General features: G+C 75.0%; 15 protein-coding genes. 6 read left to right on the top strand and 9 right to left on the bottom strand.

The genetic code is table 11. The features are described 5' to 3' along the window. Positions 1-66 precede the first annotated feature (66 nt). Positions 67-660, top strand: a complete 594-nt coding sequence (tsaA, locus tag DK419_RS14695) for a tRNA (N6-threonylcarbamoyladenosine(37)-N6)-methyltransferase TrmO (protein ID WP_109959738.1) — start codon at positions 67-69, stop codon at positions 658-660. On the opposite strand, the gene DK419_RS14690 is transcribed toward tsaA, so the two are convergent. The 6 genes from DK419_RS14690 to DK419_RS14665 form a co-directional block, all read right to left on the bottom strand. Then, a complete protein-coding gene (locus DK419_RS14690; protein WP_109959737.1) occupies positions 626-1,807 on the bottom strand; it encodes a GNAT family N-acetyltransferase in 1,182 nt (393 codons plus the stop codon). The two genes, tsaA and DK419_RS14690, sit on opposite strands and share 35 nt — an antisense overlap. Beyond that, positions 1,804-3,114 carry a lipopolysaccharide biosynthesis protein gene (locus DK419_RS14685; RefSeq protein ID WP_109959736.1) on the bottom strand — a complete coding sequence of 437 codons (1,311 nt, stop codon included), beginning with the start codon at positions 3,112-3,114 and terminating at the stop codon, positions 1,804-1,806. Before DK419_RS14685 ends, DK419_RS14690 begins: the two co-directional genes overlap by 4 nt. A gap of 338 nt (positions 3,115-3,452) precedes the next feature. Further along, positions 3,453-3,899, bottom strand: a complete 447-nt coding sequence (locus DK419_RS14680; protein ID WP_425352670.1) for a hypothetical protein — start codon at positions 3,897-3,899, stop codon at positions 3,453-3,455. Between the two features lie 181 nt (positions 3,900-4,080). Beyond that, positions 4,081-4,467 carry a hypothetical protein gene (locus DK419_RS14675; RefSeq protein ID WP_208642198.1) on the bottom strand — a complete coding sequence of 129 codons (387 nt, stop codon included), beginning with the start codon at positions 4,465-4,467 and terminating at the stop codon, positions 4,081-4,083. Between the two features lie 90 nt (positions 4,468-4,557). Next, complete coding sequence (locus tag DK419_RS14670; protein WP_109959734.1) at positions 4,558-6,009, bottom strand: UdgX family uracil-DNA binding protein; 1,452 nt, start codon at positions 6,007-6,009, stop codon at positions 4,558-4,560. Then, positions 6,010-7,221: a putative DNA modification/repair radical SAM protein gene (locus tag DK419_RS14665; RefSeq protein WP_109959733.1), complete on the bottom strand. Its 1,212-nt coding sequence runs from the start codon at positions 7,219-7,221 to the stop codon at positions 6,010-6,012. Positions 7,222-7,392: 171 nt separating this feature from the next. Here DK419_RS14665 and DK419_RS14660 point away from each other — a divergent pair, with 171 nt between their 5' ends. Together DK419_RS14660 and DK419_RS14655 are read left to right on the top strand one after the other, a co-directional pair. Further along, positions 7,393-7,602 (top strand): hypothetical protein, encoded by a 210-nt coding sequence (locus DK419_RS14660; protein WP_109959732.1) that lies wholly within the window; start codon positions 7,393-7,395, stop codon positions 7,600-7,602. Between the two features lie 164 nt (positions 7,603-7,766). Continuing rightward, on the top strand, positions 7,767-9,119 hold the full coding sequence (locus DK419_RS14655) for a Gfo/Idh/MocA family protein (RefSeq protein ID WP_109959731.1): 1,353 nt from the start codon (positions 7,767-7,769) through the stop codon (positions 9,117-9,119). Positions 9,120-9,216: 97 nt separating this feature from the next. On the opposite strand, the gene DK419_RS14650 is transcribed toward DK419_RS14655, so the two are convergent. Together DK419_RS14650 and DK419_RS14645 are read right to left on the bottom strand one after the other, a co-directional pair. Further along, positions 9,217-9,849, bottom strand: coding sequence for an HAD-IA family hydrolase (locus tag DK419_RS14650; RefSeq protein WP_109959730.1), 633 nt, complete (start codon positions 9,847-9,849; stop codon positions 9,217-9,219). 32 nt (positions 9,850-9,881) lie between these two features. Continuing rightward, a complete protein-coding gene (locus DK419_RS14645) occupies positions 9,882-11,021 on the bottom strand; it encodes a DSD1 family PLP-dependent enzyme (RefSeq protein WP_109959729.1) in 1,140 nt (379 codons plus the stop codon). Between the two features lie 105 nt (positions 11,022-11,126). Between DK419_RS14645 and DK419_RS14640 the strand changes: the two genes are divergently transcribed. The 3 genes from DK419_RS14640 to DK419_RS14630 all read left to right on the top strand — a co-directional run bounded on the left by DK419_RS14640 (position 11,127) and on the right by DK419_RS14630 (position 15,712). Next, positions 11,127-12,062: a LysR substrate-binding domain-containing protein gene (locus tag DK419_RS14640; RefSeq protein WP_109959728.1), complete on the top strand. Its 936-nt coding sequence runs from the start codon at positions 11,127-11,129 to the stop codon at positions 12,060-12,062. A 72-nt stretch (positions 12,063-12,134) separates the two neighbouring features. Beyond that, positions 12,135-14,291, top strand: coding sequence for a protein-disulfide reductase DsbD family protein (locus DK419_RS14635; RefSeq protein WP_109959727.1), 2,157 nt, complete (start codon positions 12,135-12,137; stop codon positions 14,289-14,291). A 230-nt stretch (positions 14,292-14,521) separates the two neighbouring features. Beyond that, positions 14,522-15,712, top strand: coding sequence for an MFS transporter (locus tag DK419_RS14630; protein ID WP_109959726.1), 1,191 nt, complete (start codon positions 14,522-14,524; stop codon positions 15,710-15,712). A 22-nt stretch (positions 15,713-15,734) separates the two neighbouring features. On the opposite strand, the gene DK419_RS14625 is transcribed toward DK419_RS14630, so the two are convergent. Continuing rightward, positions 15,735-16,115 (bottom strand): hypothetical protein, encoded by a 381-nt coding sequence (locus DK419_RS14625; protein ID WP_162561237.1) that lies wholly within the window; start codon positions 16,113-16,115, stop codon positions 15,735-15,737. Positions 16,116-16,314 lie beyond the last annotated feature (199 nt).

The following is a 16,314-nucleotide window of genomic DNA, read 5'->3' as shown; positions in this document are numbered from 1 at the left end:
CGCCAGCCTATACCGGGTGCGGTGGCGGGGCGACCCGGGGTCCCGCGGTTTCGAGAGGTGGTGCGCATGAGCGAGGGAGATGTCGGCGGGGCGTTCGGTCCGCGCCCGGGCGAGGAGGCGGTCGACCTGCCGGCCTCGTTCGATGCCGGGCTCTACTTCGTCGGCCGGGTGCGCACGCCCTGGACCGCGCGGGCGGAGTGCCCGCGCAACTCGGCCCAGTCGGACGCGGTCTGCACCCTGGAGGTCGATCCCCGCTTCGCCCCGGCCCTGAGGAGCCTGTCCGGCACCAGCCACCTGATCGTCCTGTACTGGATGGACCGGGCGCCGCGGAACCTGGTGGCGCAGCAGCCCCGCCACGCGCCCGAGCCCCGCGGCACCTTCGCGCTGCGCTCGCCGGCGCGGCCGAACCCGATCGCGGTTTCGGTGGTGGAGCTGCTCGAACTCAGGGGCGCCACCCTGCGGGTGCGCGGGCTCGACTGCCTCGACGGCACGCCTCTCCTCGACATCAAGCCCTACTTCGCCTCGACCGACGCGCGCCCGCAGGCCCGGGTCGGCTGGCGCGAGGCCGACGCGGCCCGCGAGGCCGACGCGGCCCGCGGGGCCACCGCCTCGAACGCCGCCGCGGTCAGCGGCCGCGAAACCCCGACAGACGCGCCTTGATCCAGCCCTTGGCGGCGGCCTGCGCCCTCGCCCGCGCCGCGAGCCGCCCCGGCGGCGGCCCGCCCGGGGGCGACGCCACAATCTCGGCGATGCGGGCGCGCTCGGGGTAGTAGAGGTCGTCGAGCACCGCGCTCGCCAGGGTCGCCGAGTCGAGCCTCTCCGCGAAACGGGTCTCGTGCAGCGCGCGCACGATCTCGGCCTCGAGCAGCACGCCGGGGGCGAGCCGGCGCTGCTCCTCGTCGTAGGCGGTCTTGAGCAGCGTCGCGGTGCCGCCGCAGACGAGCGCCAGGCTCGCGGCGATCACCCGCCCGTCGAGGCGCAGGAGGTCGGCCCGGCCGGTCACCGGGCCGTCGCCGGGGCGAAACAGCGCCCGGGCGAAGCCCGCGGTCGCGGGGCGGCAGGCGAGCGCGGTGCCGGCCCGGCCCTTCCAGCCGCGCCGCTCCAGGTCGAGGAACTCGGCCACCGCCGCCTCGAGGTCCCCGCCCGGCCCGACCGCCTCCAGGGCGACGCGGCCCGCCTCCTCGAGCCGGCGCCGGCGCCGGCGCAGATCCTTGAGCCGGCCCTTGTGCGGGTGGTCGCGCAGGAAGGCGTCGTGGCTCGGGCGGCGCGAGAGCACCGGGCGCAGGATGTGCGAGACCTCCTCCACGCCCCACCCGTCCCGGCCGAGCGCACCGAGCAGGGCCGGGCCGGACGGCCCGTCCGCCGTCGGCAGGAGCGGCCACCACCACGGGCAGCCGAGGTCGCGCATCCCGGCCGCGAGGGCTGCGAGGGCCGGCGCCTCCTCCGGGCCCCCCGCCACCAGGGGGGCCGTGACCGTGAGGTAGGGCGAGGCGAAGGGCCGCGCGACCCGGCCGAGCCCGAGGGGGCCGCGCCCGATCCGGAACGGCAGCAGCGCCAGGAGGTCGGGGCCGCGGCGCACCGCGAGGCAGGGCAGGTCCGGCGGGGCGAGGCCGTAGTCGCGATGGGCCTCCAGCATCCGCCGCGAATAATCCGGGCTCGGGCGGTCCGCCCGGGCGACCAGGGCGTCCCAGGGCCCGGGCTCGCGGCTCAGGTCGGCGAGCGTCGCGACCGCCCAGCTCGGCTCCGCGACGGGCGACGGCGATGGCGATGGCAAGGGCGGGTGCAGGGGCGCGGAGCGTGCGGTCATCGGGCGAAGGCCGGGGTCGGCAGGCCGAGGCGGCGCTGCGCCAGGAGCGCCAGCGTCCCGCCGCGCAGGGCCGTGACGAGGCACGCGGCGAGCGCCGCGCCGGCGAGGCCGAGGACGGAGACCAGCGCCGCGGTGAGGAGGACGGCCGCCCCGAGGAGCCCGACCGTCACGGCCGCGCAGGCGCGCTCGGCGCCGAGCATGGTCAGGAGGTCCTCCGCCGGCCCGAAGGCGGCGGCGAGGCCATGGCCGGCGACCAGGATGGCGAGGAGCGGCAGGGCGGCACGGAACTCCGCCCCGAACAGCCCGAGCAGCAGCGGTCCGGCGGCCACCACGGCGAGGCCGGTGGCCAGGGTGGCGGCGAAGGTCAGCCGCGACCAGCGCCGGACCAGGGCCTCGAGCCCGGCCCGGTCGCCCCGCGCCTGGGCCGCGGCGAAGCGCTGGGCCGTCACCGCGGAGGCGGCGTACTGGACGAAGACCACGAATTGCAGGAGGCGCGTCGCCGCGAAATAGGTGCCGACCTCCGCGGGCGGGAGCAGGAAACCGAGCACCAGCACGTCGACGAAGTTGAAGCCCGAACCGGCGAGATCGATCAGCGCCATCGGCAGGGCTGCCCGGAGCCAGTCGCGCCAGGGCCGGGGCGCCCGGCCCGCACGGTGCTCGCGGGCCAGGCGCCGGAGCAGGAGGCCCGCCTGGAGGCCGAGCGACAGGGCGGTGCCGGCGAGCGTGCAGGCGACGGCGACCCAGGCCTCGGCCGGCGCGCCGACCCCGACCGCGACGAGCATCAGCGCCATGATCAGGCCCTGGCGCAGGAGGTAGGGCGGCGCCACCGCGAGCAGGGGCCAGTCGCAGGCCCGCGCCACGCCCTCGCAGAAATCCTGCAGGGCGAAGAGCGGCAGCACCAGGGCCGCGACGAGGAGCGGCGCCGCGTAGGAGGGTCCGACGAGGCCGGGGGCGAGCCAGACGAGGGCGGCGCCGGCGCCCGCCAGGACCGATGCGGCCATGAGGGAGAACACGGCCCCGAACGCGACGAACCCCCGGGCCGGCCCGGCGGCGCCCTGCGCCCGGTAGGCCGGCAGGAAGCGGCAGGCGGCCTGCGACAGCCCCCAGGTCGAGGCATGGCCGACGAGGGCGGTCCAGACCCAGACCGTGGCGAAGACGCCGTACTCCTCGCCGCCCATCAGGCGCGCCATCAGAACCTGGGCGACGAAGGCGCAGGCCGCCGCGGCGATCCGGACGCCGAACACCGCGAGCGCGGTGCCGGCGCCGCCGCCCGCCTCCGCCTCGCCGAGAGAAGCCCCGGCCGCCATCCCGCCGCTCCGATCGCGCCGCGCGAAGGTCCTCGATAGCGGGCCGGGCTTGCGGGCGGGTTAAGTGGACCGGGAGAAATGCGGCGGTGGGTCCTCGCGTCCGACCCCTCCCGCAAAGGCCGGGCCGTCCGGGCAGAAGGCGAGGCGCCGGTCCCCCCTCTCCGGGCGATCGCGGGCCCGATTCCGAAGGCGCTCGTCCCCGGGCGGACGTGCTGCAGAGGAGGGCGGTTTACGCCGGCGTCTCGAAATCTTGTCCGTCCCGAGATCCTGTCCTTGCCCGACATCCGTGGCGAGCGACGGGACGGCGACACCCCGGTGCCCCGCCCCCGCCCGCGCGATCACGGCTCCTCGGCCGGCGCCGCCGGCGCCTCGCTGTCGGCGCGCGGCTCGGCATTGGCGAAGGCCTTGGTCGTCAGCAGCGGCTCGAGGCGCCGGGCGAGCTCCTGGCCGAGATGGCGGGTGTAGGCGCCCGTGAAGTAGCGCGCGCCGGCGCCGCGGCCGTCGAGGTGGTCGCGGGCCTTGGTCATCGCGTCGACCTCGGGCCGGCACAGGAAGCCGATCACGCCGGCCGCCTCGTACCAGCGACCGGCCCGGGCATGCGCGAGCGCGGCCGGGTTGTTGCCGATGGTCTCGGCGAAGCAGTCGGTCGCGGCCTGTTCGAGGGGCGTGAGCACCGCGCGCCGTTGCTCGGCGCGAGGGACCGGCGCGGCCGCGGCCGGGTGGGCCGCGGCGGCCAGTTCCATCGCCGCGAAGGTGCAGATCGCGCCGTACAGCAGAGCTTTCATCATCCAGGCCTCGGCCGAATCAACCGCCTCTATCCCGGCAAGCCTCGTGCCGATCAAGGGCGGATCTTGGGCGAAACCCAGGGAGAAGTTCGATTTCTGAAGCCTGTGTCCTGTCGCCGCGAAGCTTAGCGGCAGCATTCGCAGCTCGGGCGCGGCGCTCTCCTTCGCCGCGGGGCCCGCCTCAGCCGCGGCGCTCGGCGTTCCAGCGGCCCTTGCAGCTGGCGGAGCCGGAGGTGGTCCAGGTGCCGTTGCCGCCGCCCTCGCTGCCGAGGCGCCCCACCACCTGGGCGGCCGCGTCGCCCCGGCTGATCGTCGCCCGGACGGCGCCGCTCGGCTGCACCCGCCCGGAGACGGTGAAATCGCCGCCGCCGGCGTAACGGGCCTGGCCGTTCTGGATGATCACGCCGTAGCGGTAGGCGCGGTCGCAGGAGCCGCTCTCGGTGATGACCTCGACGCTCCAGGTGCCGTCGAAGCGGTCCGCCGCCTTGGCGCCCGTCCTGGCGATGGCGGGCGCCGCGGCGGCACCCAGACAGATTCCCGCCGCGAGGGCGGACACGATCAGCCTCATGGTCCTCGTTTCCCGGTTCCGGTCTGGCGACAAACTCGGCAGGACCGGCTTGGTTTCCGCAGTGCAGCGTTTCCCGGGGTAATTCCGGTCCTACGCGGAGGCCGTCGCGAGCTCCGCCGCCAGGGACGCGGCGCGCCGCAGGTCGTCGACGAAGCCCGCATAGGCCTCTTCCCGGGCCTCGTCGGGCAGGCGCAGCAGGTAGGAGGGGTGGACGGTGACGAAGCCCCGGTACGGCCTGCCGTCGAAGGCGGCCGGCCCGCGGGCGCGGGTGATCGGGACCTGGCGGCCGGTCAGCGCGAGCACGGCGGTGGCGCCGAGCGCCACCACGAGGCGCGGGGCCACGAAGGCGAGCTCGCGGTCGAGCCACCAGCGGTAATGCGCGACCTCGCCGGCGGTGGGCGACCGGTGGAGGCGCCGCTTGCCCCGCGCCTCGAACTTGAAGTGCTTGACCGCATTGGTGAGGTAGGCCCGGTCGCGGTCGATCCCCGCCTCGCGCAGGGCGCCCGCCAGCAGCCGGCCCGCCGGGCCGACGAAGGGCCGGCCCTGCAGGTCCTCCTGGTCGCCCGGCTGCTCGCCCACGAAGGCGATGGCGGCGCCCACGGGGCCCTCCCCGAGCACCGCCTGCGTCGCGCCCGGCACCAGGGGCTCGGAGGCGCGGATCACCGCGTTCAGCGCCTCGAGGGAGTCCGGCTCCTGCGCCGCCATGGCGGCGAGCGCCCGCGCCGGCACGCGCTTTGCCGGCGCCTCGGGGGCACGCGCGATCATCTCCCCGACCCGCCGCCCGGCCTCGCGCACGAGCCCCGGGATCGCCGCGGTCTCGGGCATGTTGTGCCAGTACTTCTTCGGCATCTCGGCCCGCATCGCCGCGAGGTTGGTGCGGGCGGGGTTGAAGGTGCTGGAATAATAGTCGGTCCAGCCGGCCTCGAACGCGTCCTGCTCGGGCACGTCCTCGCGCCAGCCCGGCGGACCGAAGGACAGGGACCGCCCGTCCCAGTGCGCCGAGCCGTCCGGGGTCAGGATCGACCAGTCGAAGGACGGGAAGCGGGCCGAGAAGAACGGCGCCGCCTCGACGAGGATGTGGTGCTCGGGCTCGAACCAGGCGGCGAACCGCTCCCGGCCGCCCTCCCCCGTCCCCTCGCCCGACCCGGCGCGGCGGAAGCGCAGGAAGGCGTGCATCTTGTGCAGGTCGCGGCCCACCGCCTTGCGCATCAGGTTCAGGCGGTGGACCAGCGGGTCGCTGGCGACCTCGGCGAGGTGGCGCTCGCCGTCCGCGACGCGCCGGATCAGCCGGTGGAGCAGGCCGTAGCGCTCGGGCTCGCGGTGCATCACGACGGCGGAGGCGAGGGCGGCCACCGCCCGCGGCAGGGCGAGCGCCGGCGCGGGCTCCCCGGGGGGCGCGTCCTCGGGGAACAGCGAGCGCGCCTCCCCGGCGACCCAGGTCACCGCCTCCGGCGGCACGCCCTCGTGGATCAGCCGCCGGACCGCCTCGCGGAAACCCGCGAGGTCGGCGCCCGGCCGCAGGCGGATCGTGCGGAGCGCCATCTAGAACAGGCTCAGCTGGCGCGGCGGCTCGGCGAGGCGCGCGCGCAGGTCGAGCCGGTCGGTGAGCCGCACCGGCGCGTAATCGGCCGCGATCAGGAACGGCCGGGCGCGCTTGAGGCCCGAGGTGAGCCGCGCCACGTCGTCGAGCCGCAGGGTCGCGTGCCGGCGCGCCGCCACGATCTTGTCGACCGCCCGGACGCCGAGGCCCGGCACCCGCAGCAGCATCTCCCGGTCGGCCTTGTTGACGTCGACGGGGAAGCGGTCGCGGTTGCGCAGGGCCCAGGCGAGCTTCGGGTCGACGTCGAGGGCGAGCATGCCGGATTCGGTCGCCCCCGCCACGTCGTCGGGCGAGAACTCGTAGTACCGCATCAGCCAGTCGGCCTGGTACAGCCGGTGCTCGCGCTGGAGCGGCGGGGATTTGCTCGGCAGAATCGAGGCGGCGTCGGGAATCGGGCTGAAGGCCGAGTAGTAGATCCGCTTCAGGCCGTAATGGTCGTAGAGCCGCGCCGAGGTGCGGATCAGCGATTCGTCGGTGCTGGCATCGGCGCCGACGATCACCTGCGTCGATTGCCCGGCGGGGGCGAAGCGGCGCTTCTCCTCCTTCGCCTGCAGGATGCGCTCGCCCATCTGGCCCATCGCGGTCTGGATCGCGGCGCCGTCCTTCTCCGGCGCCAGCCGCTCCAGGCTCGCCTCGGTCGGCAGTTCGAGGTTGATCGAGAGCCGGTCGGCGTAGAGCCCGGCCTGCTCGATCAGCCACGGGCTCGCCTCGGGGATGGTCTTCAGGTGGATGTAGCCGCGAAAGCCGTGGCGCTGACGCAAGGTCTTGGCCACCCGGATCAGCTGCTCCATCGTGTGGTCGGGCGAGCGGATGATCCCGGAGGAGAGAAACAGCCCCTCGATGTAGTTGCGCTTGTAGAACTCGACCGTCAGCGTCACGACCTCGTCGACCGAGAACCGGGCCCGTCGCACGTTCGAGGAGCGCCGGTTGACGCAGTAGGCGCAGTCGAACAGGCAGTAATTGGTGAGCAGGATCTTGAGCAGCGAGACGCAGCGCCCGTCCGGCGTGTAGGCGTGGCAGATCCCGGCCCCGGTGGTCGAGCCGAGCCCGCCGGGTTCGGCCTTGCGCTTGGGCGCCCCCGACGAGGCGCAGGAGGCATCGTACTTCGCCGCGTCGGCGAGGATCGTGAGCTTCTTCTTCAGGGCGTCGTCCATACCGGCAACCTGGGCTCTGTTCTGGGTTCGTTCAAGGCGGAAGGCGGCGCGTCCCCGTGGTCGAAAGCCGCATCGGGGGTGCCGCGTCGCGGACCGCGCATCGGGAACCCGCCGCGCGCCCTCCCGTTATCCGCCTGATTGGAGTTCTTCTAATTCGCAAGGAGGCACGACATGACGACGACCCCGTCCGCGAACTGCCACAGCTGCCGCTACTACGACGACCACAAGCTCAACGGCGCCGCCGCGCAGGGCGAGGAGGGCCTGTGCCGCTTCAACCCGCCGGTGAGCCAGCCCGAGCCGCAAGGGCACGGCCTGTGGCCGGTGGTCTCGGCCCAGGATTGGTGCGGCCACTTCTCGCCGGAGATGATGGCGGGCGAGTGAGCCTGAGGTGCGGTGAGTTCCCGGAAGGCCGGCCCGCGAGGGTCGGCCTTTCTCGCGTTGCCGGTCCGAAGCGTCATCGAGCGGTCCGACCAACGCTCGGCATCGCCGGAACCCCGCCACCCTCGACACGTTGCGCAGGCTCCCGCCCCAACGGATGAGTGCCGATGCCGGACGATGTCACCGCCCTCTCGCGCCGCAGCCTGATGATGGCCGGCGGGGCCACCCTGGTCGGGATCGGCAGCGCGGCGGCGCAAGGGACGTCCGGGCAAGGGACGCCCGGGCCCGAGCGGCCGGTCGATACGGGCAAGGTCGAGAACGGCAAGGTCACGTTCCCGAACTGGCGCGGCCCGTCCGACCGCCCCTCCCCGCCGCCGCCGGCGCCGCTGCCGCCCTCCGAGCGGGTCGGCTTCGCGATCGTGGGCCTGGGGAGGCTGTCGCTGGAGGAGATCCTCCCGGCCTTCGGCGAGTGCCGCAAGGCGAAGCCCGTCGCGCTGATGTCGGGCTCGCCCGACAAGGCCAAGGCGGTGGCGGCGCAGCACGGCATCAGGCCCGAGGCAGTCTACGGCTACGACGGGTGGGACGCGCTCGCCCGCAACCCGGAGGTGAAGGCGGTCTACATCGTCACCCCGAACGCGCTGCACCGCGACCAGGTGATCGCCGCGGCCGGCGCCGGCAAGCACGTGCTGTGCGAGAAGCCGATGGCGACCTCCGCGGCGGAGGCGCGGGCGATGATCGACGCCTGCGCCACGGCGAAGGTGACGCTGATGATCGCCTATCGCTGCCAGTACGAGCCCTACAACCGCGAGGTCGTGCACCTGGCGCGCAGCGGCAAGTACGGCAAGGTCAAGCTGATCGAGGCGACCAACACCCAGACCATGAGCCTGCCCGAGCAGTGGCGGATGCGCAAGGCGCTGGCCGGCGGCGGCGCGCTGCCGGATATCGGGCTCTACTGCCTCAACGGGGTGCGGGCGCTGATGGGCGAGGAGCCGGTCTCCGTCCAGGCGCAGGTTCACTCGGTCGACGATCCCCTCTACCGCGAGGTCGAGGAGACGGTGGCGTTCACGCTGCGGTTCCCCTCCGGCGCGCTCGCCCTGTGCTCGACCAGCTACGGCGCCCACGAGACCCGCTCCCTGACCGTCCAGGCCGAGGGCGCGGCGATCCAGCTCCAGAACGCCTTCGCCTACCAGGGCCAGCGCCTGTTCCTGAGCCACCGCGAGGGCAGGGCCGAGGCGCGCGAGGAGCGGGTGCTGGGGCAGAAGAACCAGTTCGCCCTCGAGATCGACCACATGGCGACCTGCATCCTCGAGGGCCGCACCCCCCGCACCCCGGGCGAGGAGGGCCTGCAGGACCAGATCCTGATGGAGGCGATCTACGAGGCCGCCCGCACCGGGCAGACGGTGGCGCTGAAGCCTCCCGAGCGGAGCGTGGCGAGGGGCGAGAAGGACGGGCGCGCGAAAGGCCCGGACGGGAAGCCGCTGGACCAGACCCGCGGCCCCGAGCCGGAGGATGCGAGCTAGGGCCGCGCTCGGGTCGTCTCGCCACCGAACGCCGCTCCAGGTCCTTGATCACGCCGCCTCGTCCGACGAACCGGACACCGGTTCGTCGGGCAATGCTCTAGCCGAGGACGAAGGCCGGCAGCCCGTCGAGGTTCGTCGCGCGGGCGAGCGGCGCGGGCGCGTCCGGAGGAGCGGTCATCCCGGAGCGGTCGTGCCAGTAGGTCGGCAGCCCGGCCGCCCCCGTCCCGACGAGGTCGTAGGGCGAGCCGGCGACGAACAGGCAGCGCGGCGCCGCGACGCCGATCTCCCGCAGCCCGAGCCGGTAGGTCCGGGGATCGGGCTTGTAGAACCCGGCCCGCTCCGCCGTGACGAGGACCGCGACGTCGACCCCGACGCACCCCGCCGCGATGCGGCCGAGCCGCTCCGAGCAGTTCGTCACGATGCCGAGCGGCACGGAAGCCGCGGCCAGCGCCCGCAGGGCCTGCGGCACGCCGGGCCAGGGCTTCAGCTCGCCGTAGCGCTCGTCGAGCTGCCCGGCCGCCGTGCGCGGCAGCCCGACCGCCTCCGCCGCTTCGGCGACCAGCGCCTCGTAGGGCCGGTAGCCGCCGGTGCGGTAGGTGATCCGCAGGTACTCGGCGCGCCAGCGCCGGCCGAGATCGTCGTCGCCGGCGACCGCGTTCCACAGCGTCCAGCTGTCGAGGAGCGCGGTCAGAAGGTCGAACAGGACGGCGTCGTAGCGACGGGTCGACATGGGTCTCTCCCCTCCGGTCCAGCGGCTCTTCCCTACCAGCCGTTGATGCGCGGCCACACGGCCGAGACCCGGCCCTCGCCGTCGAGGACGTGGTAGCGGTCGTACTGCGCGCCGGTGGCGCAGGCGTGGTTCGGCAGGATGCGCACCTGCGCGCCGACCGGAAGGTCCGGCAGGCCCCCGCCCGAGCCCGCCCGCAGGGCCACGATGCCGTGCTCCTGGTTGGCGTCGGCGACGAGGAGGTCGGGATAGGGCCGGCCGGCGAGATCGCAGACGAGGCCGTAGCCCTGGTCGACGGCCTGTCGCGCCGTGCCGCGGTCGCGCGACAGCGCCATCCAGCCGGCATCGACGATGATCCAGCCCTTCGCCCGCTGGTGGCCGATCACCGTGGCGAGGACCGAGACCGCGATGTCCTCGACCGCGACCGAGCCGACGCCGGCCTGGAACAGGTCGCCCACCATGTAGACGCCGGCCCGGACCTCGGTGATGCCGGTGAGGTCGCGGGCAAACCGCGCGGTCGGGGTCGAGCCGACGCTGACCACCGGGCACGGCAGGCCCGCGGCGCGCAACGCGTCCGCCGCCGTCACCGCGGCGACCCGCTCGTTCTCGGCCGCCGCCGCCAGGGCCTCGGGGTCGCGCAGGGCGTAGCTGTCGCCGGCATGCAGCATCACGCCGCGCAAGGTCGCGCCGCCCGCCGTGAGCGCGCGGCCGATCGCCGCCAGGGTGTCGCCGTCATGGGGCGCGACGCCGGAGCGGTGGCCGTCGGCATCGACCTCGATCAGCACCGGCACCGCGTCGCCGCTCGCGCGGGCGTGAGCCGCCACGGCTCGCGCCTGTTCGAGGCTGTCGAGGATGATCGCGAGGTCGGTGCCCCCGGCCCTGATCGCCGCCACCCGGGGCAGCTTCGCCGGCGCGATGCCGACGCCGTAGATCATGTCGCGCACCCCGCCCGCCGCGAAGTACTCGGCCTCGCGCAGGGTCGAGACGATCGCCGGCCCCTCCGGCGACGTCATGGCGATGCGGGCGACGTCGAGCGACTTCGCGGTCTTGAGATGGGGCCGCAAGCGCACCCCGAGGCCGGCGAGGTGGGCGCGCATCCGCTCGGCATTGGCGCGCAGGCGCGCCTCGTCGAGGAGCAGACAGGGGGTCGCCAGGGTCTCGAGCGTTTCGGCCATGTCGCGGACCTCCTCCCGTCGCGGGGTCTGAAGGCCCGCAGGAAGCACGGGACGGCCCCCAAGCGCCATTAACGGTAGCTGCCTCCTGCATTAAGATCGGACTTAATGCTCGGAACCGACGACCTCCGCTTCTTCCTCGCCATCGCCGACGCAGCCTCGCTCGCCGCCGCCGCGCGTGCCCTCGACGTGTCTCCGCCGGCGGTCACGCAGCGCCTGCGCGGGCTCGAGGAACGGCTCGGCGTGCACCTCGTCGACCGGACCGGGCGCCACCTCGCGCTCACCGACGAGGGCGAGCTCGTCGCCGAGCGCGGCCGCGCGGTCCTCGACGCCCTCGGCGACCTCGACGAGGCCCTGGCCGCCCGGCGCGGGCGGGTGGTCGGGCACCTGCGGATCGTCGCGCCGCTCGGCTTCGGCCGCCGCCACGTCGCCCCCGTCGCGGCCTCGTTCCAGGAGGACCACCCCGAGGTGGCGATCGACCTCGTGCTCTCCGACCGCCTCGGCGGCGTGCCGGAGGGCACCTTCGACCTCGCGATCCATGTCGGCGAGATCGCCCGGGCGGCGCCGGGCCTGATCGCCCGGCGGCTCGCCCCGAACGACCGGGTGGTCTGCGCCGCGCCGGCCTACCTCGCCGCGCGGGGCACCCCGGCGCGCCCCGCCGAGCTCGGCGCCCACGCCTGCATCGCGCTGCGCGAGAACGACGAGGACGTGACCCTGTGGCGCTTCCGGAGCCCGGGGGCCGAGACCGGGGAGACCGAGGAGCGGGTGCGGATCGAGCCGCGCCTGTCGAGCAACGACGGCGAGGTGGTGCGCGGCTGGGCGCTCGCCGGGCGCGGCATCATCCTGCGCTCGGAATGGGACGTCGCCGGCGACCTGCGGGCCGGGCGCCTCGTGCGCCTCCTGCCCGGCTATGCCCTGCCGGACGCCCCCGTGACGGCGCTGCTGGGCGCCCGGCGCCGGGCCCGCGCCGCGCGCACCCGGCGCTTCCTCGACGCGCTCGCGAGCGCCCTCGATCCGCCCCCCTGGCGCCGGCCCGCGCCCTGAGGCCCCGCGCCTCACGCGAACGCGATCCGCCCGGCCTCGCCAGCGCCGCAGAGTCCGGGTAACCCGTGAGCCATGCCGCCCCGTCGCCTCGCCCTCCTCCTCGTTCTCCTCGCGTCCTGGTTCGGCCTCGGGCCCGCCGCGGCGCAGGCGCCGCGTTCCTCGAAATACGCCGACCTCGTCCGGGCCGAGCTCGTGACCGAGGAGAGCGCGGTCGCGCCGGGCACCGTGCTCACCGCCGGCGTGCGGCTCGCGATGAAGCCGGGCTGGCACGTCTACTGGCGCAACCCGGGCGATTCCGGCCTGCCGCCGGAGATCGCCTGGACGCTGCCGGCGGGCTTCTCGGCGGGATCCGTCGCGTGGCCGGCGCCGGAGCGGATCCCGGTCGGCGACCTGATGAATTTCGGCTACGAGGGCGAGGTGCTGCTGACGGTGCCGGTCACCGCGCCGGAGACGCTCGGGCCCGGGCCCGTGCCGCTCAGGGCCAAGGTCTCCTATCTCGTCTGCGAGCGCGAATGCGTGCCGGGCGAGGCGTCGCTGTCGCTGAGCCTGCCGGTGGCGCCCGCCGGCACCAGCCCGCGGCCCGATCCCCGCGCGGCGGCCCTGTTCGCGCAGGGCCGGGAGCGCCTGCCGGTGCCCGCGCCCTGGCCGGTCCGGATGCGGCAGGACGGCGCGACCCCGGTGCTCGACATCGACGCGCCGGGGCTGAAGGCCCGCGACCTCGCGTTCTTCCCCTATTCCGAGACCGCCCTGGAGCACGCCGCCGTCCAGGTCGCGACGAGCGACGCGACCGGCCTGCACCTGCGGCTCCAGCGCAGCAGCCAGGCCGACGCCCCGGCGCCCCGGGCCGACGGCGTGCTGACCTTCACGGAGGAGACCGGATCCGGCCCGGTGCGCCGCGCCTACGCGCTCGGCGAGGCGGCGCCGACGCCCGCGACGACGGCCCCCTCCGCGCCCGTCGCCACCGCCAGCGCGCCGCCGGAGGCCGAGGGCCTGTGGCAGGCGGCTTTCCTCGCCTTCCTGGGCGGGCTCCTCCTCAACCTGATGCCCTGCGTCTTCCCGGTCCTGTCGATCAAGGTCCTGAGCCTGGTGCGCCATTCCGGCGAGAGCCCGGGCCGGGTGCGGCTGCACGGCCTCGCCTACGCGGCCGGCGTGCTGGCGACGTTCCTGAGCCTCGCCGGCCTGCTGATCGCGCTGCGGGCCGGCGGCGCGCAGATCGGCTGGGGCTTCCAGCTGCAATCGCCCCTGGTGGTGGCCGGCCTCGCCTACGGGCTGTTCGCCATGGGCCTCAGCCTGTCGGGGGTCTGGCACCTCGGCGGCCGGGCGGCGTCGCTCGGCGACGGCCTCACCCGGCGGGCCGGGCTCGAGGGCTCGTTCTTCACCGGCGTGCTCGCCACGATCGTCGCCACGCCCTGCACCGCGCCCTTCATGGGGGCGGCGGTCGGCTACGGGCTGACGCAGGGGGCTCCGGTCGCGCTCGCGGTCTTCGCGGCGCTCGGCCTCGGGCTCGCCCTGCCCTTCGCCCTGCTGGCGGCCTGGCCGGCCGGCTTGCGGCGCCTGCCGCGGCCCGGCGCCTGGATGGAGACCCTCAAGGGCGTCCTCGCCTTCCCGCTCTACCTCACGGTGGCGTGGCTGGTCTGGGTGCTGAGCCGGCAGGTCGGGCCGACCGGGCTGATGGCCGGGCTCACCGGCCTCGTGCTGGTGGCGTTCTGCGCCTGGACGAGCGAGCGCGGGCGGATGGCGGGCGCGGTCGCCCGGCGCGCCGCGCAGGCCGCGACGCTCGTCGGCCTCCTCGGCGTCGCCGGCCTCCTCGCCGTGCTCGACCGGGACCGCGCCGGCCCGGTCGCGGTGGCGGCCGCGGACGGGGTCGAGCCGTTCAGCCGGGCCCGGCTCGACGCGCTCCTGGCCGAGCGCCGGCCGGTCTTCGTCAACATGACGGCGGCGTGGTGCATCACCTGCCAGGTCAACGACCGCGCCACCCTGCGGGCGGCCTCGGTGCGCGAGGCCTTCCGGGCCCACGACGTGGCGCAGCTCACCGGCGACTGGACCAACCAGAACCCGGAGATCACCCGGGTGCTCGAGGCCAACGGCCGCTCGGGCGTGCCGCTCTACCTGCTCTACGACGGCCGCGGCGGCGTCGCGGTGCTGCCGCAGATCCTCACCGAGTCGATCGTCCGCGACGCCCTGGCGGCCCTGCCCGCCGGCACCGGGCCGCGGGCGGCCTTGCCGTAACGGTCGCCTCGGTCTCTCGACGGAGCCAACATCCTCCCGGCCTTTCCGAGCCCCCGCAGGCCTTTCAAAGCCGCTAAAGGCCTGCCGAGCCGCCACAGGCCTGCCGAGCCGCCACAGGCCTGCCGAGCCGCCACAGGCCTGCCGAGCCGCCGCAGGCCTGCCATGCGGCGCCGGGGCTGAACCCCGGGCGGCCTCCCGCCTTATGCTGCATCGCAACAGTAAGGACGGCGATGCAGCACACACTCGATCACACCGCCGGCGCCGCGGCGACCGGGCGCGCCGCGGGCCTCGCCCTCCTGGCGCTGGCCGCCGCCTCCTTCGGCATCGGCACCACCGAGTTCGTCATCATGGGGCTCCTGCCCGAGATGGCCTCGGATCTCGGGGTGAGCATCCCGAAGGCGGGTCTCCTCGTCTCCGGCTACGCGCTCAGCGTCACCTTCGGCTCGCCGGTCGTGGCGGTGCTGCTGTCGCGCCTCGACCGGCGCCGGGCGCTTCTCGTGCTGATCGGCCTGTTCATCCTCGGCAACGCGCTCTGCGCGCTCGCGGCCGATTACCGCCTCCTGATGCTCGCCCGCATCGTCACGGCGCTCTGCCACGGCGCCTTCTTCGGCCTCGGCTCGGTGGTGGCGGCGGACCTCGTCCCCGCGCACCGCAAGGCGAGCGCCATCGCGATCATGTTCACCGGGCTCACCCTCGCCAACGTGCTCGGCGTGCCGTTCGGCACCGCGCTCGGCCACGCGCTGGGCTGGCGGGCGACGTTCTGGGCCGTGGTCGGCATCGGCTTCGTCGCCGCCGCGGCGCTCCTCGCCTGGCTGCCGCGGCGCCTGGCCCACGAATCCGGCAGCCTGCTGTCGGAGATGCGAGCCTTGCGCCGGACCCAGGTGGTGCTCGCCATGCTGCTCAGCGTGCTGGCCTCGGCGAGCCTGTTCAGCGTCTTCACCTACGTCGCGCCGATGCTCGCCGCGACCGCGGGCGCGAGCCCGTCGGCGATCACCGGCGTGCTGCTGCTGTTCGGCGTCGGGCTGACGCTCGGCAACGTGCTCGGCGGGCGCCTCGGCGACTGGCGGCTGATGCCCTCGGTGATCGGCCTGGGCCTCGCCCTCGTCGCGGTGCTGCTGGCCCTCGTGCCGGCGAGTTCTTCACTGATGCCCGCCACCGCGCTGATCGGCCTGTGGGGCATCCTCGCCTTCGCCCTGGTGGCGCCGCTGCAGATGCGGGTGCTCACCGCGGCCGACGGCGCCCGCAACCTCGCCTCGACGGTGAACCAGGGTGCCTTCAACCTCGGCAACGCCCTCGGCGCCTGGCTCGGCGGCGTCGCCATCACGGCGGGGGTGGGCTACGGCCACCTGCCGCTGATCGGCGCCGGGCTGGCGCTGGCGGTGGCCCTCGTCGGCGTGGTGGCGCACCGGACGGATCGCTGAGGGGCGGCCGGCACCCCGCCCGTCACCGGGCCCGCGGCGGGATCTCGACCTGCTCGATCGAGGTCGGGGTGTCGCGCGCCCGGGACGGCGCGACGGGGGGCGCCTGCGGCCTGCCGCGCGCCCGCCTGCTCTTGGCGCGCCGTCCGGACGGCTTGCCCGTGCTCTCCTCCGCGGCGGTCCCGGGCAGCGCGCCGTCCGCGGGCGTCGCCGGGGGCGGCGCCTCGATCACGGCCGGAGGCGGCGTACCCGTGCCCTCGAACCGCAGGATGCAGTTGCGCAGCTCGATCGGGTCCTTGAGGAACGTGCAATCGTTGACGTTGCCGCTCGACCCTGCGCCCTGCGCCAGGGCGGCCGTGCCCAGCGTCAGATGAATCAAGACCGACCAAGACGGGACTGCTCTCATCGTGTCGCCTCCGACCATGTCCGGCCCGTCTTAACCTGTTCTCCACGCGGCACGACTATCGTTCGTCCGATCGAGGCGGCGAACGCGAGGTGGGGCGCATGGTCAGGACCGGATCTCTCGGCGCAGTCCTGCTGGCCGTCGCCGCCTTGGGATTCTCCTGTCCTTCGCGGGCACAGGAGGTCTGGATCGCGCAGGTCGC

The organism is Methylobacterium terrae (assembly GCF_003173755.1).
In the GTDB taxonomy this organism is placed as follows: domain Bacteria; phylum Pseudomonadota; class Alphaproteobacteria; order Rhizobiales; family Beijerinckiaceae; genus Methylobacterium; species Methylobacterium terrae.
Note: the sequence above shows the minus strand (reverse complement) of the source record. Positions and strands in the feature narration are given on the sequence as shown.